Origin of the sequence: Streptomyces sp. RB17, from assembly GCF_009604455.1 — a bacterium.
GTDB lineage: Bacteria > Actinomycetota > Actinomycetes > Streptomycetales > Streptomycetaceae > Streptomyces.
The window spans coordinates 85,572-107,867 of the sequence record NZ_WEGL01000013.1 but is presented as its reverse complement, the minus strand read 5'-3'; the positions used below and the strand labels follow the sequence as shown (position 1 = coordinate 107,867).

Here is a 22,296-nt window from a genome sequence, read left to right as displayed (position 1 = left end):
GCTGAGGGCGCCCCCTGGAGCAGGGGGCGCCCTCAGCTGTGTGCGGCTCCCGGACGGGCTTTGCAGGACCGGTCAGCCGGTCGTGTACACATGCATGCCGGGCACGTGCAGGTTTCCGCCGAACTGTGCCGCCTGGACCACGTGGACGTTGGTGAAGTAGATCAGCGGCAGGTTCAGCGGGGGCGGGCTGTCGGGCGTGAACGTCATCGGGATCAGACCGAACAGGTTGCCCGAGATGCTCTCGGTGTACATCGTGGTGGCGCCGCCCCGGATGGTGGACGTCGAGCCCTTGGCCGCCTGCACGTGGTAGGTCTTGCCGGAGAGCTTGTCGTTCACCGTCTGGTGCAGGTCGCCGATGTCCGTGCCGTCGGAGATGACGTACTTCAGCACCTTCTTGGTGGTGCCGGACGCCGTCTTCACCTCCACGATGCCCTGGTAGTCGGCGCCCTTGAGCAGCAGCGAGCTGGCGCTGAGGTACCAGGGGTCGTCCGCCACCGGCACCTTGTTGTCGACGCCGCTCTCGTCGGTCGTGGCCGCCGGACAGTTCTCCGCCGAGGTGGAGGAGCTCGCCGACGGGCTCGACGTGACCGACCCGGCCGCGTCCTTCACCGTCTTGGTGGCGTCCCCGGCCGTCTTGGAGACCGTGTCGGTGGTCTTCTTCACCGTGTCCCCGACCGTCTTGGTGGCCTTGGAGACGGTGTCGCCCAGGGTGTCGGTGACCTTGGAACCGGACGACGACGTACCCGACGGGGACGAGGAGTCCGAGGACGCGCTCGCCGACGGGGTCGCGGACGGCGTCGGGCTCGCGGACGAGCCGCCGGAGTCCGAGCCACCGCCGAGGATGCCGCCGAGCGTGTCGCCGAGGCTGCCCAGCAGACCGCCGCTGCTCTTGGACGCGGACGGGGTGGGCGTGGCCGTGTCACCGGAGCCCGAACCCGACGAGCCCGAGCCCGAGTCCGAGCCGGAGGTCGCGGTCGGCTTCGGCGTCGCCTTGTCGCCGGAACCTGAATCCGACGAAGAGGTCGTGTCCGAACCCTTGGCGTCCTTCGTGCTCTTGGCGCTGTCGCTCGCCGACGGCGACGGCGTGGCGCTGTCACCGGCCTTGCTGTCCGAGGCGGAGGGCGACGGCGAGGACGAGGCGTCCTTGGAGCCGTCCAGCGCCTTGACGCAGTCCTTGTACTCGTCCGCCGTCAGGCTCTTGGACGTGGTCGACGGGGACGGGCTGCCGCCGTTGCCGGCCGCGAGGGCCAGCGAGGACGTGAAGCCCATGCCCATCAGCACCGCCGTCGGCATCGCCACGGAGGCGATCGCCTTGCCGGCCGGCATGTGGAACCTGGTGAACAGCGGCTTTCGGGGAGCCGCGTGGCGGGGCCCGGTTCTCTCGCGGGACCCGTCCACATCGGTCCCGCGGGTCGCCTCGTCAGCCGGCACTGTGCCTCCCGTTCGCCCCGTTGGCCGGGCTCGTTCCTGACAGGTCGTTCTTCCCGGACGCGGCGAAGCCCTGGTAGGGGACGCCGCCCACCCCGTCCGCGCGCTTTTCCAGCAGCGGCGCGGCCTGCGGGGCACCACCCTCGCCCGGGGCCGCCTCGGCGGGCGGCTGCTCCTGCGGCGGGGCGCCCGGTCCCCAGGCGATGGCCATCGCTCCGCCGACCAGCGAGAGCAGGAAGCCGATGATGAAGCCACCGATATTGGACAGCGGGATGGACACCAGCGCCAGCAGGATCGCCGCGACACCCGCGAAGACCCGGATGTGCCGCTGGAACCAGAGGGTGATGCCGAGGACGATGAGCAGCACACCGATGATCAGGGAACTGGAACCGCCGGGCGTCCCCATCGTCATCGTGAGGTGGCCCAGCTGCAGGTGTGCGTACGGGAAGTACAGGATGAGAAAGCCGCCGAGCATGACGAGGAGTCCGGCCCAGAACGGACGCGTGCCCCGCCAGGCGCGGAACTGCAGCCTCCGGCGGGTGAACTGGCCGGGTGCGGCGGCAGGAGTCTCGGCGCTCATGGAAAACAGCTCCCTGGTACGGCGTTGCTGTGGTGGTGATGTGTGCCGCGTGTGAAAACGCGGCCGTTGTGGGAACGGGCGGGGGCGCCGTCGGCTCCCCCGCCCGTCACAGAGTGCCTAGTAGCACTCGATCCCCGCGCCGTCGCCCTTGTGCAGCGACATGTGGAGACCGCTGAGCTTGAAGGTGCCGGCGGTGGTCGCCCACGCCGTCTGCCTCACGTTGCTCAGGTCCGCCGAGTCGGCCTGCTGGGCGAAGCCGAACGGGTTGGCCTGCTCGCCGTTGCCCTTCATGCCCGGACCCTTGCTGGCGTCCTTGGCGGCCACACCGATGTCGATGTTGTTGAACGTCGCGTCGGCGTTCAGGTCATCGAGGTCGATGTAGAGGTTGTGGGCCTGGACCGCGTCGTGCCCCTTGCCACCGGCCTCCAGACGGAGGGTGACATTGCCGAGGAACGGCACGTTCGGGGTGACCACGGACTGGCACATGTTGGTGATCGTGGCGTCGTTGAACGACGAGACGGCGACGGCGTGGGCCGTCTTCTGCCCGTCGAGCGTGTAGCCGCTGTCGACCGCGCCGTACTGGGCGAAGCCCTCGCCGTGCAGGTGGTCGGCCGTCACCTTGAACTGCTGGCCCGAAACGCTGAACGACGCGGCCAGAGCGCCCTGCGCGAGGGCGACACCTATACACGCCGTGGCGGCAACGCTGGGCACCATGACCACAGCGAACCGCTTCCATCTGGTCCCGCCACGCACCTGGGACTCCATATTTCCTCCTTCTCGGACGTACATCTCCTGGCCCGGGCTCGCCACCGTCCGGCGGCTCGACCAGGCAGGGATGGGAGAAGTGCTACGTCCTCGGGAAGGAGAGCGCCCGCGCTCGGTGGCGCGAACCGCGCCCGAATCACCGGCGATCACCCCCGAGCGACAACCACTGGTCGCGCCTGACACGCATCACGCACAACCTTGCTGGACAGGCTTCGCCGGATGGACGAAGACCCCCCTGCCCTAGAGCCGGCGCCACTGCCGCCGGCTCTGCTCGGTGGGGACCCAGATTCTCCCGTGACCCGACCGGCTGCCGGGGTGCGGGAATGGACCGAGCGTCGCCGATCGTGGTGCATTCTCGGCCCGGACACAAGGGGGTTCGTTACTCGCTAGTAACGGCCGGATAACCGGAGAACGACCGACCGGTCTCGGAGCGCCACGCTCGGTGGCATCCAGGGGCAGAGCAAAGCCGTTGATCTCTGGATGAAACCAGACAGACCAACGGCTCTGACTTACTCCGAGTAACAGTTTGCTCGATTACCAAGATTTGGTAAAGCAGAGTCACCGTGACGACTCGTCGGCAAACCTTTCACCCCGGCATCACAAGCCGTGGTGTTTAGCGACTGGTCAGAACAGGGCGCGCGCAAGGGCCCTTCGTGCGCCCACCACGCGCGGATCCTCCTGCCCCACGACCTCGAACAGTTCGAGCAGTCGGCGCCGCACGGTGTCCCGGTCGTCACCCACCGTACGCTGCACGGTCTCGATCAGCCTCCCGAAGGCGTCCTCGACATGCCCGCCCACCAGGTCCAGATCGGCGGCGGCGATCTGCGCGTCGACGTCCTTCGGCTTCTCCGCGGCCTCCTGACGGACCTGCTGCGGGTCGAAGCCCTGCACCCGCTGCAGCAACTCGGCCTGCGCGAGGCCGAGTTTGGCCTCGGGGTGGGCCGGGTCGTCGGCCAGCACGTTCTGGTAGGCCCGGATGGCGCCGCCCAGGTCGCCCGCGTCCAGTGCCTCGGCGGCGGCGTTCAGCGCCGCGTCGTACGGCCCCGCCTGCTCCTGTACGGGCGCCTGGCCCGGCTGCGCGTCCGGGTCCACGGTCAGACCGGTGAGGCCGAACCGCTGCTCGGCGACCTGCACCAGCTGGTCCAGGGTCTGCCGGATCTGCTCCTCGCCGGCCGCGCCCTGGAACAGCGGCAGCGCCTGTCCGGCGACGACGGCGAACACGGCCGGGATGCCCTGCACCCCGAACTGCTGCATCAGCATCTGGTTGGCGTCGACATCGATCTTGGCGAGGAGGAAGCGCCCGTTGTACTCGACGGCCAGCCGCTCCAGGACCGGGCTCAGCTGCTTGCAGGGCTGACACCACTCGGCCCAGAAGTCGATGACGACCGGCACCTCGGCGGAGCGCTGGAGGACCTCCCTCTCGAAGCCCGCCTCATCGACGTCGATGACGAGATCGGCCGGGGCGACCGCCCCCGCGCCGCCCTGCCGGGCGGCCTCGGCGCGCGCCTGCTCGGCCTTGGCCTTGGCGTCCTGGGCCGCCTTCACCGCGGCGAGGTCGACGACGCCGTTCATGGACATGTTCCGTGGCTGCATGCGTCTATCCTCCCCCGTTACCGCGCCGGAATGAAAAAGTGTCGTGCGCGGGCGCCGGGTCCCCACCCCACGCCCCCGTGGTCACCGCTCGCGTGCGCCTCGTGTACGTCCGTCACAAGCCCGCACGCGCTTTCGCTACGACTCGTAGCGTAATGCCATGCGGACCCCGCGCGACACCACTCCCCGGTGATCTCCCTCACGACCGCACAGATCTCGCCGGTTATGGTCGAGGGATGCAGAGCCGCACTCCCGCCAGCCGTACCGGGCGCCCGCGCAGCGCCGCCGCGGACACCGCGATCCTGGCCGCGACCCGGGATGCGCTGGTGGAGCTGGGCTGGTCCAAGCTCACCCTGGGAGACGTGGCGACCCGGGCGGGGGTTGCGAAGACGACGCTGTACCGCCGCTGGGCCGGCAAGCCCGAGCTGGTGTGCGACGCGGTGGCGGAACTGTTCGACGAGCTTGAGCTTCCCGACCGCGGCAGCCTGGCCGCCGACATCGAGGGCGTGGTCCTGCAGTTCGCGGCGATCCTGGCCCGCCCCGAGGCCAAGAGTGGCCTGATGGCGGTGGTCGCCGAGTCCACCCGCGACGACGCCCTGCGCGAGCGCGTCCGTGCCTCCATCGTGGAGCGCCAGATGCGTCTGGTCCTTCAGGGCCGCGCCCGCGCCCAGAGCCGCGGCGAACTCCCCCCGGAACCCGACCCGGAGGAGTCCGCCCGCACGGTGGACCTGATCTTCGACGTGGTCGCGGGCGCGGTCGTCCACCGCACCCTGGTCAGCGGCAAACCGGCGGACGAGCAGTGGGTGCGGGACTTCACACGGGTACTGCTGCTGGGGCTGACCTCGTCCGCCTGAGCCTGCTCAGAAGCCCGCGGGCTCCGTGTACACGCCCCACTCGTCCCGCAGCACCCCGCAGATCTCACCCAGCGTGGCCTCCGCCCGCACCGCGTCCAGCATCGGCTCGATCATGTTGGAGCCAGAGCGAGCCGCACCCAGCATCGCGTCCAGCGCGGACCGTACGGCCGACTCGTCACGGGTGCCCTTGCGCTCACCGAGGACACGGACCTGCTCCCGCTCCACCTCATGGCTGACCCGCAGGATCTCCAGATCCCCGGTGACGGACCCGGTGTTGACATTGACGCCGACGACCTTCTTGTCGCCCTTCTCCAGCGCCTGCTGGTACCGGAACGCCGACTCGGCGATCTCGCCGGTGAACCAGCCGTCCTCGATCCCGCGCAGGATCCCAGAGGTGATCGGCCCGATCGGGTGCCGCCCGTCCGGGTGCGCCCGCAGCCCCCGCTCCTTGATCTGCTCGAAGATCTTCTCCGCGTCGGCCTCGATCCGGTCCGTCAGCTGCTCGACGTACCAGGAACCGCCCAGCGGGTCGGCCACGTTGGCGACTCCGGTCTCCTCCATCAGCACCTGCTGGGTGCGCAGCGCGATCTCCGCCGCCTGCTCGCTGGGCAGTGCGAGGGTCTCGTCGAGCGCGTTGGTGTGCAGCGAGTTCGTCCCGCCGAGGACGGCCGCCAGCGCCTCCACGGCCGTACGGACGACGTTGTTGTACGGCTGCTGGGCCGTCAGCGACACTCCGGCGGTCTGTGTGTGGAACCGCAGCCACTGCGCCTTCTCGCTCCGCGCGCCGTACACGTCCCGCATCCAGCGCGCCCAGATGCGCCGGGCCGCCCGGAACTTGGCGATCTCCTCGAAGAAGTCGACGTGCGCGTCGAAGAAGAAGGACAGTCCGGGGGCGAAGACGTCCACGTCCAGCCCGCGGCTCAGCCCCAGTTCCACGTACCCGAAGCCGTCCGCCAGCGTGTACGCGAGTTCCTGCGCGGCCGTCGCACCCGCCTCACGGATGTGGTAGCCGGACACGGACAGCGGCTTGTAGGCGGGAATACCGGCGGCGCAGTACTCCATGAGGTCACCGATCAGGCGCAGATGCGGCTCGGGCTGGAAGAGCCACTCCTTCTGCGCGATGTACTCCTTGAAGATGTCGGTCTGGAGGGTGCCGTTGAGCACCGACGGGTCCACGCCCTGCCGCTCGGCGGCGACCAGGTACATGCAGAAGACGGGCACGGCCGGACCGCTGATGGTCATCGACGTCGTCACATCGCCCAGCGGGATGTCCTTGAACAGGACCTCCATGTCGGCGGCCGAGTCGATGGCGACACCGCAGTGCCCGACCTCGCCGAGCGAGCGGGGGTCGTCGGAGTCGCGCCCCATGAGGGTCGGCATGTCGAAGGCCACGGACAGACCGCCGCCACCGGCGGCCAGGATCATCTTGTAGCGCTCGTTGGTCTGCTCGGCGTTGCCGAAGCCGGCGAACTGCCGGATCGTCCAGGTACGCCCGCGGTAGCCGGTCGGATGGAGCCCGCGCGTGAAGGGGTACTCCCCGGGCCAGCCGATCCGCTCGAATCCCTCGTACGTGTCGCCCGGTCGGGGCCCGTACACCGGCTCCACGGGATCGCCGGAGAGCGTGGTGAAGTCTGCGTCGCGCTTGCGCGCGGCGTCGTAGCGGGCCTGCCAGCGCCGGCGGCCCTCTTCCATGGCGTGAGCGTCCATACCATCGAATTTACTTGGACGTCCTAGTAAATGTCGATGGCTGACCGCCGTACGGTGGCCGTACGGCGGTGTGACGCCGGTCGCTCTTACGCCTTGGCGACGGCCGGGGCCCGGTCGGCGACCTTGGCCTCCAGCTCGCGGCTGATCCTCCGCTCGACGAAGAAGGCGGCCGTCGGGATCGTCCCCGCGAGCAGCACCCACAGCTGCTTGCCGATCGGCATCTTCGTCTTGGAGCCCAGGTCGAAGGCGACGACGAGGTAGACGACGTACAGCCAGCCGTGGGCGATGGCGACGACGCGGGTGACGTCGGCGGCACCGCTGATGTCCAGCCCGTACTTCGCGATCATGCTCAGGCACAGCAGCACCAGCAGGACACCCGTGGTGTAGGCCATGACGCGGTAGCGGGTCAGCACGCTCTTCTTCATGCCAACGAGCGTAACCACCCGTTCCGGGAGATCTTGTCCGGGGTCAGTCGTCCTCGAAATCATGGGCCGCGATGCGCAGCGGGCGGAGCATCGCGAAGATCTCCGCGCACTCCTCCGCGTCGTACACGCCGAGCCCGAAGTCCATCGCCATCAGGTCGCGGGTGGCCGCGTCGACCACGTCTCGGCCCTTGTCGGTGATGACGGCGAGGGTGCCGCGGCCGTCGTTCGGATTGGGTCGCTTGGCGACCAGCCCCGACTTCACCAGCCGGTCGACGGTGTTCGTCACCGAGGTGGGGTGCACCATCAGCCGCTCGCCGATCTTGGACATGGGCAGCTCGCCGGCCCTGGAGAAGGTGAGCAGCACCAGCGCCTCGTACCGCGCGAACGTCAGTCCGTAGGGCTTGACCACCGCGTCCACCTCGGCGAGCAGGATCTGCTGGGCCCGCATGATCGAGGTGATCGCGGCCATGGGCGGCACGTTTCCCCAGCGCTGCTTCCAGAGCTCGTCGGCACGGGCGATGGGGTCGAAGGGGAGGCTGAGTGGCTTCGGCACGTCATCAGACCCTACCGGCCGGTCATATTCCGGGCAGCCCCGTCTCGGCTTTCGGTCGCCTCGCGGTCGCCCGCGCCGCGACGGCCAGCACACAGCAGCACAGCACCCCCGCCACACCGGCCCCGGCCACGGCCGTACGCACCCCCACCGTCTGCGCCGCCACCCCGGCCAGCGCCATGCCGACCCCCCGCACGGTCATCAGCCCCGCGCTCAGCACGGTCATGGCCCGCCCGCGCAGCTCCTCCGCAGCGAGGCGGCCAGTCCGGGGCGCAGGGCGAAGCAGAGGTTGGGCAGCAGGGTCAGGCAGAGCAGGGGCAGCGCGACGCGTTCCCTGGCCCGCGGCCCCGGCCTGGCCCCGGCGAGCAGCTCGCCGGCCACCGTGCCCACGGGCAGGGCGCACATCTGGAGGTCCTCCGCGATGCGGGCCTGCCGGCGGTCCGCCGATACGGACACCAGGTGCTGTACGAGAGGACACCGCTGGGCATGGCACTCGGCAACCCGGACGAACCCGCGCGTCGCGGCGCACCGCACCCGCCCCTCACGTGACCGGAACCGCCTCCAGCCTCCGCAGCACCCGCGGCGTACGCGCCTGAGTGACCGGCGCCCGCAGACACCGCCGAGCCGCCGGCGTCCCCGCGGACGGCGCCTTGAAGACCGCGAGCGACCCGGCGACCACCAGCACCAGCGGGCACAGATACGCCACGGTGTCCGCGAAGGACCCGAAGAGCCGCATCAGGGACTGCAGCCCCAGCCCGGTCAGACACACGGTGAGGACGACCGCACGGACCGCCAGCTCGACGATCCAGTTGACCAGGGCCCGCTCGGGCGTGATCCCCCGCTCCAGCCACAACCGGAGCCGGTCGAACGACCACCCCGTCGCCCAGCCGGTCAGCGGCCGCAGCAGCAGGCGGTCCGCGACCGCTCCGAACGCGCCCCCGCGGGCGCGGTACTCGTACCCGGTGAGCAGACGCACGCCCTGCGCGTCGGGCACGTAACGCCAGTAGGCGCTCGCCTCGGCGACCGGGGACAGCGGGTGCGCGGAGGAGAACCGCAGGGCGCACACGCGCGTGCCGTCGGGGCGGTCCCTCTCACCGGCGGCGACGCCGGTGCCGGGCACGGTGAAGAGCGGCAGCACGCGCCAGGTGCAGGTGAAGCGCCGCGGTTCGCCCGCCACGCCCGGCAGGGGGGCGATCGAGGTGAAGCGGAGGTCCCAGCGCAGGCGTGTGACGGGGTCCTGGGTGCGCGCCCACAGCTCGTCGAGGTCGGCGCGTATGTGTGTCTCTCGGTAGAGACCCATGGTGTTCCCCCAGGCCAGAACGTGAAGTTGAGCGATCGCTCGGATGATCAGGAGGGGAAGGTACACCTCCGCCTGCGACCGCTCAAAAGGGGGCCGAACTAGCGCCCCAGGTGCCGCTCGACGGTCTCGACCTTGGAGGTGAGCCCATCGGTCACGCCGGGGCGGATGTCGGCCTTGAGCACGAGCGACACGCGCGGGGCGCGGTCCTCCACGGCGGCGACGGCGCGCTTGACGACGTCCATGACCTCGTCCCACTCGCCCTCGATGGAGGTGAACATGGCGTCGGTGCGGTTGGGCAGGCCCGACTCGCGGACCACGCGGACGGCCTCGGCGACGTACTCCCCCACGTCCTCGCCGACGCCGAGGGGCGTCACGGAGAAGGCGACGATCATGCGTTGACGATTCCTTCCTTGCGCGCGCGGGCCGCGATGACGGCGTCCTCGGCCTCGCGGCGCAGCGCACGCTCGATGATGAAGCCGCCGAACGGGATGACCGAGTAGGCGAAGTAGAGGATCCCCTTGCCCTTGTTCCACTTGGTCCGGTTCCAGGCGTCCGCCAAGAAGATCACGTAGAGGATGAACAGCACGCCGTGGATCGGACCCAGCACGGGGGCGACGTTCACCGCGGAGTCGACCGTGTACTTGATGATCGTGCAGGTCGCGAGAATGAGCCAGGAGATGCCCTCCGGCACGGAGATGAGTCGGAGGCGGCGGATGGCGGAGGCTGTCTTGAGGTCCACTGGTCACCTTCGGTGGGAGAGACGTCCACAGTTTGTGAACGGAAGCACAAGCGAACCCCATTGTGGCAAACGACGCCCGTAGGGGTCCGCTCAGGGTCCGTGTCCACCCACGGGCTCTGTTCCGTCCACCCACGGCGCCGCTACCTTCACTCCGTGGCGATGTTCCGACTCCAGGGCAGCAAGGTGCTCGCCGTCGACATGACCGGGGACGCCGTGAAGGCGAAGAACGGCTCGATGGTCGCGTACGACGGGCAGATGAGCTTCAAGAAGCTGAGCGGCGGCGGGGAGGGGCTGCGCGGGATGGTGACCCGGCGGCTCACCGGCGAGCAGATGACGGTGATGGAGGTGAAGGGGCACGGCACGTGCTGGTTCGCGGACCGGGCCTCGGAGATCAACCTGGTCGGCCTTCAGGGCGACAAGCTGTACGTGGAGGCGAGCAACCTGCTGGCGACCGACGCGGGGCTGCGCACGGGCACGACGTTCACCGGGCTGCGCGGCGCCTCGCAGGGCAACGGCCTGTTCACGACGACCGTCGAGGGGCACGGGCAGGCGGCCATCATGTCCGACGGGCCGGCGGTGGTGCTCCGGGTCAGCCCGCAGAACCCGCTGATCGTCGACCCGGGGGCCTACATCGCCCACCAGGGCGATGTCCGGCAGTCCTTCCAGTCCGGCGTGACGTTCCGCACGTTCTTCGGGGAGGGCGGCGGCGAGGCCTTCCAGATCCGCTTCGAGGGCGACGGGCTGGTGTACGTGCAGCCGAGCGAACGGAACACGATCGCGGGGGATCTGTAGACATGACGTTGCGGGAGATCAACTCCAAGATGGTCGAGGCCACCGTGCTGCCCGGGCAGCGGCTGTTCAGTCAGCGCGGGGCGATGCTCGCCTACAAGGGGGACGTGTCCTTCACGCCGAACATCCAGGGCGGCCAGGGCGGCGTGATGTCCATGATCGGGCGCCGGGTGACGGGCGAGGCGACCCCGCTGATGACCGTGGAGGGCAGCGGCACGGCCTTCTTCGGGCACGGCGGCCACCACGTCCACGTCATCCACCTCACCGGCGACACCCTCTGCGTGGAGGCCGACCGTCTGCTCGCCTTCGAGGGCACGCTCCGGCAGGGCACCATGTTCATGGGCTCGCAAGGAGGGGTGATGGGCCTGGTCAGGGGGCAGGTCACCGGTCAGGGCCTGTTCACCACGACCCTGCAGGGCCAGGGCTCCGTCGCCGTGATGGCGCACGGCGGCGTCTTCGAGCTCCCGATCACCCCCCAGCGCCCCGTCCACGTCGACCCCCAGGCCTACGTCGCCCACCACGGCGAGGTCCGCAACAAGCTGTCCACCGCGCTCGGCTGGCGCGAGATGGTGGGCCGCGGCTCGGGTGAGGCCTTCCAGCTGGAGCTGAGCGGGAGCGGCACGGTGTACGTCCAGGCGTCGGAGGAGAAGCTGTGAGCGCGTACGGAACTCCGGGCGCCGGGCCGGTCGTGTACGACCCGATGAACCTGCCCGCCGACGACAACGTGAACAACTACACGTTCTGCGTCGAGCTCAAGGGCGGGCAGTGGTTCCTGCAGAAGGGGAAGATGATCGCCTACTACGGGGCGATCGAGTTCAACGGCATCGGGCACGGCCGACTCGACCGAATTGTCCGTACCTCGTTCCATTCGCCACTGCACGCGAGCGACTGGGTCGTGGCGGCCGGCTCGGGCAAGATGCTGCTCGCCGACCGGGCCTTCGACGTCAATTCCTACGACCTGGACGACGGGAACCTGACCATTCGCGCGGGCAACCTGCTCGCTTTTCAGCCAAGTCTCGCGCTCAAGCAATCGATCGTGCCGGGTTTTCTGACCCTTATCGGAACCGGAAAGTTTGTGGCCGCATCTAACGGTCCGGTGGTGTTCATGGAACCTCCGATCCGGGTCGACCCGCAGGCGCTCGTCGGGTGGGCCGACTGCCCGTCGCCGTGCCATCACTACGACCATGGCTATCTGACGGGTGTACTGGGCGGTCTACGTGCGATGACGGGCCTCGGCGGGGTATCCGGGGAGGAGCACCAGTTCGAGTTCGTGGGCGCCGGGACGGTCCTGTTGCAGTCGACGGAGACCCTCATGGAGGAGACGGCGACGGGTGTCGTTCCGTCCGAACCAGGGGTGCCCGGAGGTGGCGTTCCGGGGTCGGACGGACACGGTCGGCAACCATCGGGGGCACCGCGCCTTCCCGGACAGCTGGGGGACCTCCAGCGCCGCTTCGGGCTGTGAGCGGTAGTCTGCAGAGGGTGACGTCGAACGCGTGCGCACAGTCACACCACCCCAAGTAGTTCGCCATTCAACTTCTTAGGTAGACTTCATTCATGGAGACCGAGACGGCCACGCGCTGGCTGACCGATGCGGAGCAGTGCGCCTGGCGCACCCACCTGGAGGTCAACAGGCTGTTGACGTACCAGCTGGAGAAGGATCTGCAGCCGTTCGGCCTGACTATGAACGACTACGAGATCCTCGTGAACCTGTCCGAGTCGGACGACGTACGCATGCGGATGAGCGACCTCGCCTCCGCGACCCTGCAGTCCAAGAGCCGGCTGTCGCACCAGATCACGCGGATGGAGAACGCGAACCTGGTGCGCCGCGAGAACTGCGAGTCGGATCGGCGGGGGCTGTACGCCGTGCTGACCGAGCACGGCATGGAGACGATGAAGAAGGTGGCACCGCATCACGTCGACTCTGTGCGGCGCCACTTCATCGATCTGCTCTCACCGGAGGCGCTGACGGAACTGGACAAGGCGTTGAAGCCGATCGCCGAGCATTTGCGGGGGCAGCGAGGGCGTCCCTGAGCCTGGCCGAGAAGCCAAGGGTGCTGTAGCAGGGCGGGGTGGGTCGCGCGGCCGGCGCTGACGGGGTGCCTCCCCGGGAGTGCGGGGAACTGCGCGATCAGCCCGCCACCACCCGCACCCGGCGACGGCGGTACGCCGCCACGGCGGGCAGCACGGCCGCCGCACCCGCCAGCAGGAAGCACACCCCGAGCGGCACCCGTCCGATCAGCAGGCCCGTCACCATCGCGCCCACCGAACTCCCTGCATTCACCCCGGTGTTGACCCAGGCGCCCGCCTGTGTGCGGGCACCCTCGGGTGCTGTTTCGTCGGCCACGAGGTACGCCGTGGTCAGGGTGGGGGCGATGAACGCTCCGGCGATTCCGATGGCCCCGGCGAGGGTCCACAGCCCCGGAGCCAGGCCCGCCACCGCGATCACCAGGCCCAGAGCCACGGCGAACCCGCACAGCCGTACCCGGGCCGGTGCGCGCCACTGGACCGCCCCGTTGACCAGCCCGCCCACCGCGCTGCCCGCGGACAGGGCGCCCAGAACCCAGGGGACGAGGGCACGGTCGTACGCGTGCTCGGTGACGAAGGCCAGGACCAGCAACTCCACGCCGCTGAGCGCCAGTCCGGCGCCCGTGGCCACGGCGACCGGAGCCGGCAGCCCGCCGAGCATGCCCCGTCCCTTCTCGGGGCGCCCGGGGCGGGGTCCCGGCAGGGCGGGGGACGTGACGAAGACGCAGGTGCCGCCGATGATCAGCAGCGCGCTCAGCAGGATCCCGGACGCCGGCGGCGCGAAGCCCAGCAGCACGCCGACCAGGGCGGGGCCGGAGACGTACAGCAGCTCCTCGGCGACGCCGTCCAGGCTGTAGGCGCGGGCCAGCGTGCCCGGGTCCGGGGCCAGTCCGGCCCACACCGCGCGCATGGTCGGCCCCAGCGGAGGCGCACACGCGCCGGCGAGGGCCGCCGCGGCGCCGATGGCCGCCGGCGGTGCTCCGGGCCGCCAGGTCAACGCGGCCAGGACACACAGCAGGGCGCCGTAGAGCACCGCCATGGGCAGCAGGGCCCTGCGCGCCCCGTACCGGTCGATCAAGGCCGCCCTGAGCGGCATCAGGAAGACCGTCGCGCCGAACAGGGCCAGCACGGCGCCGGAGACGGCGTAGGAGCCGGTGGACCGGATGACGGACAGCATGACCGCCAGGGACACCGTGCCGTAGGACAGGCGGGCGGTGAGGGCGGAGGCGAAGGTGCGGCGCGCGTGCGGGAGGCGCAGCACGGCGGCGTACGAGGGCCGCCCAGGGGCATGCGTGGACATGCTGATGTTCCTCTGATGGAGGCGGAAGAGCGGACACCGAGGGACGCGAGGGCCTTCTCGTCGGCCTCGCGATCCGGTGCGCGCTCTACGCCAAGGTGAGGAACATGCGGCTCAAGATAACGGCCCGGTGCGGGAGTTGACCAGGGTCAGCCCTGCGTCAGGCCCGCCACCAGCTGGTCCGCGGCACGGTACGGGTCCAGCTCGCCCGCGACGATCCGCTCCGCGAGCGCGCCGAGGCGGCGGTCGCCGTGCAGGTCGCCGATGCGTTCGCGCAGGGCCGTCACCGCGATGGTCTCCACCTCGCGGGCTGCCCGGGCCGTGCGGCGCTCCGCGAGGACCCCGCGCTCCTCCATCCACGCGCGGTGCTTCTCCAGGGCCTCCACGACCTCGTCGACGCCCTCGGCGCGGGCCGCGACCGTCTTCACGATCGGGGGGCGCCAGTCGCCGGGGCCGCGGGACTCGCCGAGGCCCAGCATGTGGTTCAGTTCGCGGGCCGTGGCGTCGGCGCCGTCCCGGTCCGCCTTGTTGACCACGTACACGTCGCCGATCTCCAGGATGCCCGCCTTCGCCGCCTGGATGCCGTCGCCCATGCCCGGGGCCAGCAGCACCACGCTGGTGTCCGCCTGGGAGGCGATCTCGACCTCCGACTGGCCGACGCCGACCGTCTCCACCAGGATCACGTCACAGCCGGCCGCGTCCAGCACGCGGATCGCCTGGGGCGCCGCCCAGGCCAGGCCGCCCAGGTGGCCCCGGGTGGCCATCGAGCGGATGTAGACGCCGGGGTCGGAGGCGTGCTCCGACATGCGGACGCGGTCGCCGAGCAGGGCGCCGCCGGAGAACGGCGAGGACGGGTCGACGGCCAGGACGCCGACCCGCTTGCCCTGCTTGCGGTACGCCGTGACGAGCGCGGAGGTGGAGGTCGACTTGCCGACACCCGGGGAGCCCGTCAGACCGACCACATAGGCGTTGCCGGTCAGCGGGGCCAGGGCCGCCATGACCTCCCTGAGCTGCGGGGACGCCCCCTCCACGAGGGAGATCAGCCGGGCCACGGCCCGCGGCCGGCCTTCCCTGGCCCGGGCCACCAGAGAGGAGACGTCCTGCATCAAACAGCTCCGTTCGGTTCACAGACGTACAGACACGTACAACGAGGATGCTTATGCCTTCGGTACCCGCACGATCAGTGCGTCACCCTGGCCGCCGCCACCGCACAGCGCGGCCGCACCGACCCCGCCGCCGCGCCGCTTGAGCTCCAGCGCCAGGTGGAGGACGAGACGCGCGCCGGACATGCCGATCGGGTGGCCCAGCGCGATCGCGCCGCCGTTGACGTTCACCTTTTCCGTGGACACGCCGAGGTCCTTCATTGACTGCACGGCGACCGCGGCGAAGGCCTCGTTGATCTCGATGAGGTCGAGGTCGGAGACCTCCAGGCCCTCCTTCTTCAGGGCGTGCCCGATGGCGTTGGACGGCTGGGACTGCAGGCTGTTGTCCGGTCCCGCCACATTGCCGTGCGCGCCGATCTCGGCGAGCCAGCTCAGCCCCAGCTCCTCCGCCTTGGCCTTGCTCATCACGACCACGGCGGCCGCGCCGTCCGAGATCTGCGAGGAGGTGCCGGCGGTGATCGTGCCGTCCTTGCTGAAGGCCGGGCGCAGCTTGCCCAGGGACTCCACGGTGGTGTCGCCGCGGATCCCCTCGTCCTTGCTGAACAGGACCGGGTCGCCCTTGCGCTGCGGGATCTCCACCGGGGTGATCTCGGCCTCGAACAGGCCGTTCTTCTGCGCGGCGGCGGCCCGCTGGTGGGACAGGGCGGCGATCTCGTCCTGCTCGGCGCGGCCGATGCCGAGGCGGGTGTTGTGCTTCTCCGTGGACTCGCCCATGGCGATGCCCTCGAAGGAGTCGGTCAGGCCGTCGTACGCCATGGCGTCCAGCATCTGGACCGCGCCGTACTTGAAGCCCTCGCGGGACTTCGGCAGCAGGTGCGGGGCGTTGGTCATGGACTCCTGGCCGCCGGCCACGACGATGTCGAACTCGCCGGCGCGGATCAGCTGGTCCGCGAGGGCGATGGCGTCGAGGCCGGAGAGGCACACCTTGTTGATGGTGAGCGCCGGGACGCTCATCGGGATCCCCGCCTTCACGGCGGCCTGGCGGGCCGGGATCTGACCGGCGCCGGCCTGGAGCACCTGGCCCATGATCACGTACTGCACCTGGTCGCCGCCGATTCCCGCACGGTCGAGGGCGGCCTTGATCGCGAAGCCGCCGAGGTCGGCTCCGGAGAAGGACTTGAGAGAGCCGAGCAGTCGTCCCATGGGGGTGCGTGCACCCGCGACGATCACCGAGCTGTTCGTTCCAGAAGGCATGAGCTGCGATCCCCTTACCGGCCTGCCCAGGCCGAGGAGTGAACGAGGGTTTACTTCGAATGTACTGAGTGGCACTCCGTGCCGTCATCGGGCTGTCAGTGTGATCGCTCGCACGTTGCGTAACCGGTGCCGTGGCGCTGCACTGAATCCATGCTGACGCGAATCGACCACATCGGGATCGCCTGCCACGACCTCGACGCCACCGTCGAGTTCTACCGGGCCACCTACGGCTTCGAGGTGTTCCACACCGAGGTCAACGAGGAACAGGGCGTGCGCGAGGCCATGCTCAAGATCAACGAGACCTCGGACGGCGGCGCCTCCTACCTCCAGCTGCTGGAACCGACCCGCGAGGACTCCGCGGTCGGCAAGTGGCTGGCGAAGAACGGGGAGGGCGTCCACCACATCGCCTTCGGCACGGCGGACGTGGACGGGGACGCCGCGGACATCCGCGACAAGGGCGTGCGCGTGCTGTACGACGAGCCACGGCGCGGCTCCATGGGGTCGCGGATCACCTTCCTGCACCCCAAGGATTGCCATGGCGTGCTCACAGAACTGGTCACTTCGGCCCCGGTTGAGTCCCCTGAGCACTGACCCCCGTACATAAGGGCCGGTAGGGTTGGGGGCGGTCGTCCCTGAAACGGGGACGACCGCATGCCGGGGTCCGGGTTTCGGGGGACGAGCGTCGGGGCAGCAGCCCGTGCTCCGCCGTTGATCTGACACCATTCCCCGGGGGCCCCGTTCGGCGGAGGACGAGGCTCGTTGGAGAAGCTGACCAGGGGACGGATGGGACCGCGCAGTGCGGGGCTACGAGAGCCAGGAGCGAGAGCCGGCGGCTGACGTCGACCACCTCTCTCGGTTCGAGGCCGAGATGAAGCGGCTGAAGACCGAGCGGGAAAAGGCGATCCAGCACGCCGAGGACCTCGGCTACCAGGTCGAGGTGCTGCGCGCCAAGCTGCACGAGGCGCGCCGCACCCTGATGACCCGGCCCGCCTTCGACGGCGGTGACATCGGCTATCAGGCCGAACAGTTGCTCCGCAATGCCCAGATGCAGGCCGACCAGCTGCGCCAGGAAGCCGAGCGGATGGCCGCCGAGGCCCGCGCGCAGACCCAGCGGATCCTGCAGGAGCACGCCGAGCAGGCCGCCCGCCTCCAGGCCGAGCTGCACCAGGAGGCCGTGACCCGGCGCCAGCAGCTGGACCAGGAGCTGGCCGAGCGCCGCGCCACCGTCGAGTCGCACGTCAACGAGAACGTCGCCTGGGCCGAGCAGCTGCGCGCCCGCACCGAGCAGCAGGCCCGCCGCCTCCTCGACGAGTCCCGCACCGAGGCCGAGCAGGCGCTTGCCGCCGCCCGCGCCGAGGCCGAGCGGCTGACCCGGGAGGCCCGCGAGCGGCTGCAGCACGACGCCGAGGCGGCCCGCGCGGAGGCCGAGCAGCTCCTGCGCCGCGCCCGCACGGACGCCGAGCGCCTGCTGAACGCCGCCTCCACGCAGGCCCAGGAGGCCACCGACCACGCCGAGCGGCTGCGCACCGACGCGGCCGGCGAGTCGGACACCGCCCGCCGGCAGGCCGCCGAGCTGAGCCGGGCCGCCGAGGAGCGGATGGCGGCGGCCGAGGAGGCGCTGCGCAAGGCGCAGGCCGAGGCCGAGAAGCTGCAGACGGAGGCCGAGCAGGCCGCCGCCAAGACCCTCGCGAGCGCCGAGGCCTCGGGCGAGGCACGCACGCGTACGGCGAAGGAGCAGGTCGCCCGGCTGGTCGAGGAGGCCACCAAGGAGGCCGAGACCACCCGGTCCGAGGCCGAGCAGCTGGTCGCTGACGCCCGTGCCGAGGCCGAGAAGGTCCTCGCGGAGGCGTCCGAGAAGGCCCGGGCGATCACCGCCGAGGAGAGCGCGACCCAGCTGTCCAAGGCGGCCAAGACCGCCGAGGACGTGCTCAACAAGGCGTCCGAGGAAGCCAAGCGGACCACCAGGGCGGCCGCCGAGGAGGCCGAGCGGATCCGTACCGAGGCCGAGGCCGAGGCGGACCGGCTGCGCGCCGAGGCGCACGACATCGCCGCGCAGCTCAAGGGCGCGGCCAAGGACGACACCAAGGAGTACCGGGCCAAGACGGTCGAGCTGCAGGAGGAGGCCCGCCGGCTGCGCGGCGAGGCCGAGCAACTGCGCGCCGACGCGGTCGCCGAGGGCGAGTCGATCCGCGCGGAGGCCCGCCGGGAGGCGGTCGCGCAGATCGAGGAGGCGGCCAAGTCCGCCGAGGAGCTGCTGGCCAAGGCCAAGGCGGACGCCGACGAGCTGCGGCAGACCGCGACCACCGACAGCGAGAAGGTCCGCACCGAGGCCATCGAGCGGGCCACCAGCCTGCGCCGACAGGCCGAGGAGACCCTGGACCGGGCCCGCAAGGAGGCCGAGCGGCTGCGCGCCGAGGCCGACGAGCAGGCCGAGTCGGTCAGGTCGGACGCCGAGACCGCCGCGCGCGAGCTGCGCGAGGAGACCGAGCGCGGCGTCGAGGCCCGCCGCGCCGAGGCCGCCGACGAGCTGACCCGGCTGCAGACCGAGACGCAGGACCGCCTGGAGTCGGCCGAGCAGGCGCTCACGGACGCCCGCGAGGAGGCCGCCCGGATCCGCCGCGAGGCCGCCGAGGAGAGCGAGCGGCTGCGCGCCGAGGCCGCCGAGCGCATCCGCACCCTCCAGCAGCAGGCCGAGGCCGAGGCCGACCGGCTGCGCACCGAGGCCGCGTCCGACGCGTCCGCCTCCCGCGCCGAGGGCGAGGCCGTCGCCGTACGGCTGCGCTCGGAGGCCGCCGCCGAGGCCGAGCGGCTGAAGGCGGAGGCCCAGGACACCGCCGACCGGGTGCGTGCGGAGGCACAGGCCGCCGCCGAGCGGCTCGGCACCGAGGCGTCCGAGACACTGGCCGCCGCCCAGGAGGAGGCCGTCCGGCGCCGCCGCGAGGCCGAGGAGACCCTCGGTTCCGCGCGGGCCGAGGCCGACCAGGAGCGCGAGCGGGCCCGCGAGCAGAGCGAGGAGCTGCTGGCCTCGGCGCGCAACCGGGTGGAGGAGGCGCAGGCCGAGGCGGTCCGGCTGGTCGAGGAGGCCGACCGGCGCGCCACCGAGATGGTCTCCGCCGCCGAGCAGCACGCCCAGCAGGTACGGGACTCCGTCGCCGGGCTGCACGAGCAGGCGCAGGAGGAGATCGCCGGGCTGCGGTCGGCCGCCGAGCACGCGGCGGACCGTACGCGGCGGGAGGCCGAGGAGGAGGCGGACCGGGTCCGCGCCGACGCCTACGCCGAGCGGGAGCGGGCGAGCGAGGACGCGAGCCGCGTCCGGCGCGAGGCGAACGAGTCGTCGGAGGCCGCCAAGGCGCTGGCCGAGCGTACGGTCGCGGAGGCGATGGCGGAGGCCGAGCGGCAGCGCGCGGACGCCGGCGACTACGCCCAGCGGGTGCGCACCGAGGCCTCGGACGCGCTCGCCGAGGCCGACCAGGCGGCCGCCCGCACCCGCGCGGACGCCCGTGAGGACGCCAACCGGATCCGCTCGGACGCGGCCACCCAGGCGGACACCCTCATCACCGAGGCCCGCAACGAGGCCGAGCGGCTGCAGACCGAGACGATCGCCGAGGCCGAACGGCTCCAGACGGAGACCGCCGCCGAGGCCGAGCGGGTGCGCGCGGAGGCCCTGGCGGCCGCCGAGCAGCTCCTCGGGGAGGCCACCGACGAGTCCGAGCGGCTGCGCGCCGAGGCCGCCGAGACGGTCGGCTCCGCGCAGGCGCACGCGGAGCGGGTGCGGGCGGAGGCCCAGCAGCTCAGGGCGGACGCGGAGGAGGCGGCCGAACGGCTCGTCAACTCCGCCCGCGAGGAGGCCGAGCGGACGCTCGACGAGGCCCGCAAGGAGGCCAACAAGCGGCGTTCGGAGGCGGCCGAGCAGGTCGACACGCTCATCACCGAGACCACGGCCGAGGTCGACAAGCTGCTCGGCGAGGCGCAGGAGCAGGCGCTGAAGACCACCGCGGACGCCGAGTCGCAGGCCGACACGATGGTCGGCGCGGCCCGCAGCGAGGCCGAGCGGATCGTCGCCGAGGCGACCGTGGAGGGCAACTCCCGGGTGGAGAAGTCCCGTACGGACGCCGACGAGCTGCTGGTCGGCGCCCGCCGGGACGCGACCGCGATCAGGGAGCGCGCGGAGGAGCTGCGCGACCGCCTCACCACCGAGATCGAGGAGCTGCACGAGCGGGCCCGGCGCGAGGCCGCCGAGACGATGAAGTCCACCGGCGACCGCTGCGACGCCCTCATCAAGGCCGCCGAGGAACAGCTGGCCAAGGCGGAGGCGAAGGCCAAGGAACTGGTGTCGGAGGCGAACTCCGAGGCGGGCAAGGTGCGCATCGCCGCTGTCAAGAAGGCGGAGGGGCTGCTCAAGGAGGCCGAGCAGAAGAAGGCCAGCCTCGTCAAGGAGGCCGAGGAGCTCAAGGCCGAGGCGATCCGCGAGGCCCGGCGCACGGTCGAGGAGGGCAAGCGCGAGCTGGAGATCCTGGTGCGCCGGCGCGAGGACATCAACGCCGAGATCTCCCGGGTCCAGGACGTCCTGGAGGCGCTGGAGTCCTTCGAGGCCCCGGCAGGCAAGGAGGGCTCGGTCAAGGCCGGTGCGACGGTGGGCGCCCCCCGATCGGGTGGCAAGGCGTCAGACGGCTAGTCTGAGCGGTGCGTTCCGGTAACGTCTGGGGGCTTTGCCCGAGTCGTTGGCAAGCCGTCCGGCGGTCAGCCACTCAAAAGAGGTGTCATTCTCCAGATCAAACACGTATCCGCTCGATGACACACCGCTTCGGCCCCTAGGATTCCCCCTATCACCTCACCGGTCTCATTGACAGGAACCCCATGAGCGACACTTCCCCCTACGGCTTCGAGCTTGTGCGGCGTGGGTACGACCGCGCTCAGGTGGACGAACGTATCTCCAAGCTCGTCTCCGACCGTGACAGTGCTCTCGCCCGCATCACCGCCTTGGAGAAGCGCATCGAGGAGCTCCACCTCGAGACGCAGAACGCCCAGGCCCAGGTCACCGACGCAGAGCCGTCGTACGCGGGTCTCGGTGCCCGGGTCGAGAAGATCCTGCGCCTGGCCGAGGAAGAGGCCAAGGAGCTGCGTGAGGAGGCCCGGCGGGCGGCCGAACAGCACCGCGACCTCGCCGAGTCCGCGGCCCAGCAGGTGCGCAACGACGCCGAGTCCTACGCCGCCGAGCGCAAGTCCAAGGCCGAGGACGAGGGCGTCCGGATCGTCGAGAAGGCGAAGGGCGACGCCTCGCAGCTGCGTGCCGAGGCGCAGAAGGACGCGCAGTCCAAGCGGGAGGAGGCGGACGCCCTCTTCGAGGAGACCCGCGCCAAGGCCGCGCAGGCCGCCGCCGACTTCGAGACGAACCTCGCCAAGCGCCGCGAGCAGTCCGAGCGCGACCTGGCCTCGCGTCAGCAGAAGGCCGAGAAGCGGCTGGCGGAGATCGAGCACCGCGCCGAGCAGCTGCGCCTGGAGGCCGAGAAGCTGCGCACCGACGCCGAGCGCCGCGCCCGCCAGACGGTGGAGACCGCCCAGCGCCAGGCCGAGGACATCGTGGCCGACGCCAACGCCAAGGCCGACCGGATCCGCTCGGAATCCGAGCGCGAGCTCGCTGCGCTGACCAACCGCCGCGACTCGATCAACGCCCAGCTGACGAACGTCCGGGAGATGCTGGCGACGCTGACCGGTGCGGCTGTGGCTGCCGCCGGCACGACGACCGACGACGAGCCCATTTCTCGTGGGGTGCCGGCGCAGCAGACCCGGTAACGCTTCGGCGTGCGCCGCCTGAGCACGTACGTTCACTGAACATGGGGAAGCCCCCTGTCACTCCGGTGGCAGGGGGCTTTGTCCCGTTTTAGCGTGG

At 70.9% G+C, this 22,296-nt stretch carries 23 protein-coding genes; 8 read left to right on the top strand and 15 right to left on the bottom strand.

What is annotated here, in order from left to right; all coding sequences use genetic code 11:
- Positions 1-72: 72 nt before the first annotated feature.
- The 4 genes from SRB17_RS40710 to SRB17_RS40695 all read right to left on the bottom strand — a co-directional run bounded on the left by SRB17_RS40710 (position 73) and on the right by SRB17_RS40695 (position 4,366).
- On the bottom strand, positions 73-1,431 hold the full coding sequence (locus SRB17_RS40710) for a hypothetical protein (protein WP_323377418.1): 1,359 nt from the start codon (positions 1,429-1,431) through the stop codon (positions 73-75).
- Positions 1,421-2,008: a DUF6114 domain-containing protein gene (locus SRB17_RS40705; RefSeq protein ID WP_153546601.1), complete on the bottom strand. Its 588-nt coding sequence runs from the start codon at positions 2,006-2,008 to the stop codon at positions 1,421-1,423. The genes SRB17_RS40710 and SRB17_RS40705 overlap by 11 nt, the downstream gene beginning before the upstream one ends.
- Before the next feature lie 117 nt (positions 2,009-2,125).
- The gene (locus SRB17_RS40700; RefSeq protein ID WP_153546599.1) at positions 2,126-2,773 is read right to left on the bottom strand and encodes a DUF6230 family protein; all 648 of its coding nucleotides are present in this window, start codon (positions 2,771-2,773) and stop codon (positions 2,126-2,128) included.
- Positions 2,774-3,397: 624 nt separating this feature from the next.
- Positions 3,398-4,366, bottom strand: a complete 969-nt coding sequence (locus tag SRB17_RS40695) for a tetratricopeptide repeat protein (protein WP_153546597.1) — start codon at positions 4,364-4,366, stop codon at positions 3,398-3,400.
- Between the two features lie 233 nt (positions 4,367-4,599).
- Here SRB17_RS40695 and SRB17_RS40690 point away from each other — a divergent pair, with 233 nt between their 5' ends.
- Complete coding sequence (locus SRB17_RS40690) at positions 4,600-5,217, top strand: TetR/AcrR family transcriptional regulator (RefSeq protein WP_153546595.1); 618 nt, start codon at positions 4,600-4,602, stop codon at positions 5,215-5,217.
- A 6-nt stretch (positions 5,218-5,223) separates the two neighbouring features.
- Here the strand turns inward: SRB17_RS40690 and SRB17_RS40685 are convergent, their stop codons facing one another.
- The 8 genes from SRB17_RS40685 to SRB17_RS40655 form a co-directional block, all read right to left on the bottom strand.
- Positions 5,224-6,924 (bottom strand): acyl-CoA mutase large subunit family protein, encoded by a 1,701-nt coding sequence (locus SRB17_RS40685; RefSeq protein WP_153546593.1) that lies wholly within the window; start codon positions 6,922-6,924, stop codon positions 5,224-5,226.
- An 86-nt stretch (positions 6,925-7,010) separates the two neighbouring features.
- Entirely contained in the window at positions 7,011-7,349 is a 339-nt protein-coding gene (locus SRB17_RS40680; protein WP_153546591.1) for a DUF3817 domain-containing protein, read from the bottom strand.
- Between the two features lie 43 nt (positions 7,350-7,392).
- Positions 7,393-7,902: a MarR family transcriptional regulator gene (locus SRB17_RS40675; protein ID WP_323377416.1), complete on the bottom strand. Its 510-nt coding sequence runs from the start codon at positions 7,900-7,902 to the stop codon at positions 7,393-7,395.
- 22 nt (positions 7,903-7,924) lie between these two features.
- A complete protein-coding gene (locus tag SRB17_RS48305) occupies positions 7,925-8,125 on the bottom strand; it encodes a hypothetical protein (RefSeq protein WP_194294297.1) in 201 nt (66 codons plus the stop codon).
- Positions 8,122-8,355, bottom strand: coding sequence for a hypothetical protein (locus tag SRB17_RS48300; protein WP_194294296.1), 234 nt, complete (start codon positions 8,353-8,355; stop codon positions 8,122-8,124). The genes SRB17_RS48305 and SRB17_RS48300 overlap by 4 nt, the downstream gene beginning before the upstream one ends.
- 85 nt (positions 8,356-8,440) lie before the next feature.
- Positions 8,441-9,199, bottom strand: a complete 759-nt coding sequence (locus SRB17_RS40665) for a hypothetical protein (protein WP_153546589.1) — start codon at positions 9,197-9,199, stop codon at positions 8,441-8,443.
- A 98-nt stretch (positions 9,200-9,297) separates the two neighbouring features.
- A complete protein-coding gene (locus SRB17_RS40660; protein ID WP_153546587.1) occupies positions 9,298-9,591 on the bottom strand; it encodes an MTH1187 family thiamine-binding protein in 294 nt (97 codons plus the stop codon).
- A complete protein-coding gene (locus SRB17_RS40655) occupies positions 9,588-9,938 on the bottom strand; it encodes a DUF3817 domain-containing protein (protein WP_323377414.1) in 351 nt (116 codons plus the stop codon). The genes SRB17_RS40660 and SRB17_RS40655 overlap by 4 nt, the downstream gene beginning before the upstream one ends.
- Before the next feature lie 159 nt (positions 9,939-10,097).
- On the opposite strand from SRB17_RS40655, the gene SRB17_RS40650 reads away from it, so the two are divergent.
- The 4 genes from SRB17_RS40650 (at position 10,098) to SRB17_RS40635 (ending at position 12,758) form a co-directional block, all read left to right on the top strand.
- Positions 10,098-10,730, top strand: a complete 633-nt coding sequence (locus tag SRB17_RS40650) for an AIM24 family protein (RefSeq protein WP_153546665.1) — start codon at positions 10,098-10,100, stop codon at positions 10,728-10,730.
- A 2-nt stretch (positions 10,731-10,732) separates the two neighbouring features.
- On the top strand, positions 10,733-11,383 hold the full coding sequence (locus SRB17_RS40645; protein ID WP_153546586.1) for an AIM24 family protein: 651 nt from the start codon (positions 10,733-10,735) through the stop codon (positions 11,381-11,383).
- On the top strand, positions 11,380-12,189 hold the full coding sequence (locus SRB17_RS40640) for an AIM24 family protein (RefSeq protein ID WP_323377412.1): 810 nt from the start codon (positions 11,380-11,382) through the stop codon (positions 12,187-12,189). Before SRB17_RS40645 ends, SRB17_RS40640 begins: the two co-directional genes overlap by 4 nt.
- Positions 12,190-12,281: 92 nt before the next feature.
- A complete protein-coding gene (locus SRB17_RS40635; protein WP_153546584.1) occupies positions 12,282-12,758 on the top strand; it encodes a MarR family winged helix-turn-helix transcriptional regulator in 477 nt (158 codons plus the stop codon).
- Positions 12,759-12,855: 97 nt separating this feature from the next.
- Here the strand turns inward: SRB17_RS40635 and SRB17_RS40630 are convergent, their stop codons facing one another.
- The 3 genes from SRB17_RS40630 to SRB17_RS40620 form a co-directional block, all read right to left on the bottom strand.
- On the bottom strand, positions 12,856-14,052 hold the full coding sequence (locus SRB17_RS40630; RefSeq protein WP_153546582.1) for an MFS transporter: 1,197 nt from the start codon (positions 14,050-14,052) through the stop codon (positions 12,856-12,858).
- A gap of 146 nt (positions 14,053-14,198) precedes the next feature.
- The gene (gene meaB / locus SRB17_RS40625) at positions 14,199-15,155 is read right to left on the bottom strand and encodes a methylmalonyl Co-A mutase-associated GTPase MeaB (protein WP_153546580.1); all 957 of its coding nucleotides are present in this window, start codon (positions 15,153-15,155) and stop codon (positions 14,199-14,201) included.
- 51 nt (positions 15,156-15,206) lie between these two features.
- Complete coding sequence (locus SRB17_RS40620; protein ID WP_153546578.1) at positions 15,207-16,406, bottom strand: acetyl-CoA C-acetyltransferase; 1,200 nt, start codon at positions 16,404-16,406, stop codon at positions 15,207-15,209.
- Between the two features lie 150 nt (positions 16,407-16,556).
- Here SRB17_RS40620 and mce point away from each other — a divergent pair, with 150 nt between their 5' ends.
- The 3 genes from mce (at position 16,557) to SRB17_RS40605 (ending at position 22,199) form a co-directional block, all read left to right on the top strand.
- Entirely contained in the window at positions 16,557-16,997 is a 441-nt protein-coding gene (gene mce, locus SRB17_RS40615; protein WP_055704832.1) for a methylmalonyl-CoA epimerase, read from the top strand.
- A gap of 205 nt (positions 16,998-17,202) precedes the next feature.
- A complete protein-coding gene (gene scy, locus SRB17_RS40610) occupies positions 17,203-21,081 on the top strand; it encodes a polarized growth protein Scy (RefSeq protein WP_323377410.1) in 3,879 nt (1,292 codons plus the stop codon).
- A gap of 182 nt (positions 21,082-21,263) precedes the next feature.
- On the top strand, positions 21,264-22,199 hold the full coding sequence (locus tag SRB17_RS40605) for a cellulose-binding protein (RefSeq protein WP_153546576.1): 936 nt from the start codon (positions 21,264-21,266) through the stop codon (positions 22,197-22,199).
- The last annotated feature ends 97 nt before the right edge of the window (positions 22,200-22,296 follow it).

What these genes read in the sequence shown, in the direction of transcription:
- SRB17_RS40705 (WP_153546601.1), bottom strand. Translation starts at nt 2,008, where the DNA reads ATGAGCGCCGAGACTCCTGCCGCCGCACCCGGCCAGTTCACCCGCCGG.
- SRB17_RS40700 (WP_153546599.1), bottom strand. Translation starts at nt 2,773, where the DNA reads ATGGAGTCCCAGGTGCGTGGCGGGACCAGATGGAAGCGGTTCGCTGTG.
- SRB17_RS40695 (WP_153546597.1), bottom strand. Translation starts at nt 4,366, where the DNA reads ATGCAGCCACGGAACATGTCCATGAACGGCGTCGTCGACCTCGCCGCG.
- SRB17_RS40690 (WP_153546595.1), top strand. Translation starts at nt 4,600, where the DNA reads ATGCAGAGCCGCACTCCCGCCAGCCGTACCGGGCGCCCGCGCAGCGCC.
- SRB17_RS40685 (WP_153546593.1), bottom strand. Translation starts at nt 6,924, where the DNA reads ATGGACGCTCACGCCATGGAAGAGGGCCGCCGGCGCTGGCAGGCCCGC.
- SRB17_RS40680 (WP_153546591.1), bottom strand. Translation starts at nt 7,349, where the DNA reads ATGAAGAAGAGCGTGCTGACCCGCTACCGCGTCATGGCCTACACCACG.
- SRB17_RS48305 (WP_194294297.1), bottom strand. Translation starts at nt 8,125, where the DNA reads ATGACCGTGCTGAGCGCGGGGCTGATGACCGTGCGGGGGGTCGGCATG.
- SRB17_RS40665 (WP_153546589.1), bottom strand. Translation starts at nt 9,199, where the DNA reads ATGGGTCTCTACCGAGAGACACACATACGCGCCGACCTCGACGAGCTG.
- SRB17_RS40660 (WP_153546587.1), bottom strand. Translation starts at nt 9,591, where the DNA reads ATGATCGTCGCCTTCTCCGTGACGCCCCTCGGCGTCGGCGAGGACGTG.
- SRB17_RS40650 (WP_153546665.1), top strand. Translation starts at nt 10,098, where the DNA reads ATGTTCCGACTCCAGGGCAGCAAGGTGCTCGCCGTCGACATGACCGGG.
- SRB17_RS40645 (WP_153546586.1), top strand. Translation starts at nt 10,733, where the DNA reads ATGACGTTGCGGGAGATCAACTCCAAGATGGTCGAGGCCACCGTGCTG.
- SRB17_RS40635 (WP_153546584.1), top strand. Translation starts at nt 12,282, where the DNA reads ATGGAGACCGAGACGGCCACGCGCTGGCTGACCGATGCGGAGCAGTGC.
- SRB17_RS40630 (WP_153546582.1), bottom strand. Translation starts at nt 14,052, where the DNA reads ATGTCCACGCATGCCCCTGGGCGGCCCTCGTACGCCGCCGTGCTGCGC.
- meaB (WP_153546580.1), bottom strand. Translation starts at nt 15,155, where the DNA reads ATGCAGGACGTCTCCTCTCTGGTGGCCCGGGCCAGGGAAGGCCGGCCG.
- SRB17_RS40620 (WP_153546578.1), bottom strand. Translation starts at nt 16,406, where the DNA reads ATGCCTTCTGGAACGAACAGCTCGGTGATCGTCGCGGGTGCACGCACC.
- mce (WP_055704832.1), top strand. Translation starts at nt 16,557, where the DNA reads ATGCTGACGCGAATCGACCACATCGGGATCGCCTGCCACGACCTCGAC.
- SRB17_RS40605 (WP_153546576.1), top strand. Translation starts at nt 21,264, where the DNA reads ATGAGCGACACTTCCCCCTACGGCTTCGAGCTTGTGCGGCGTGGGTAC.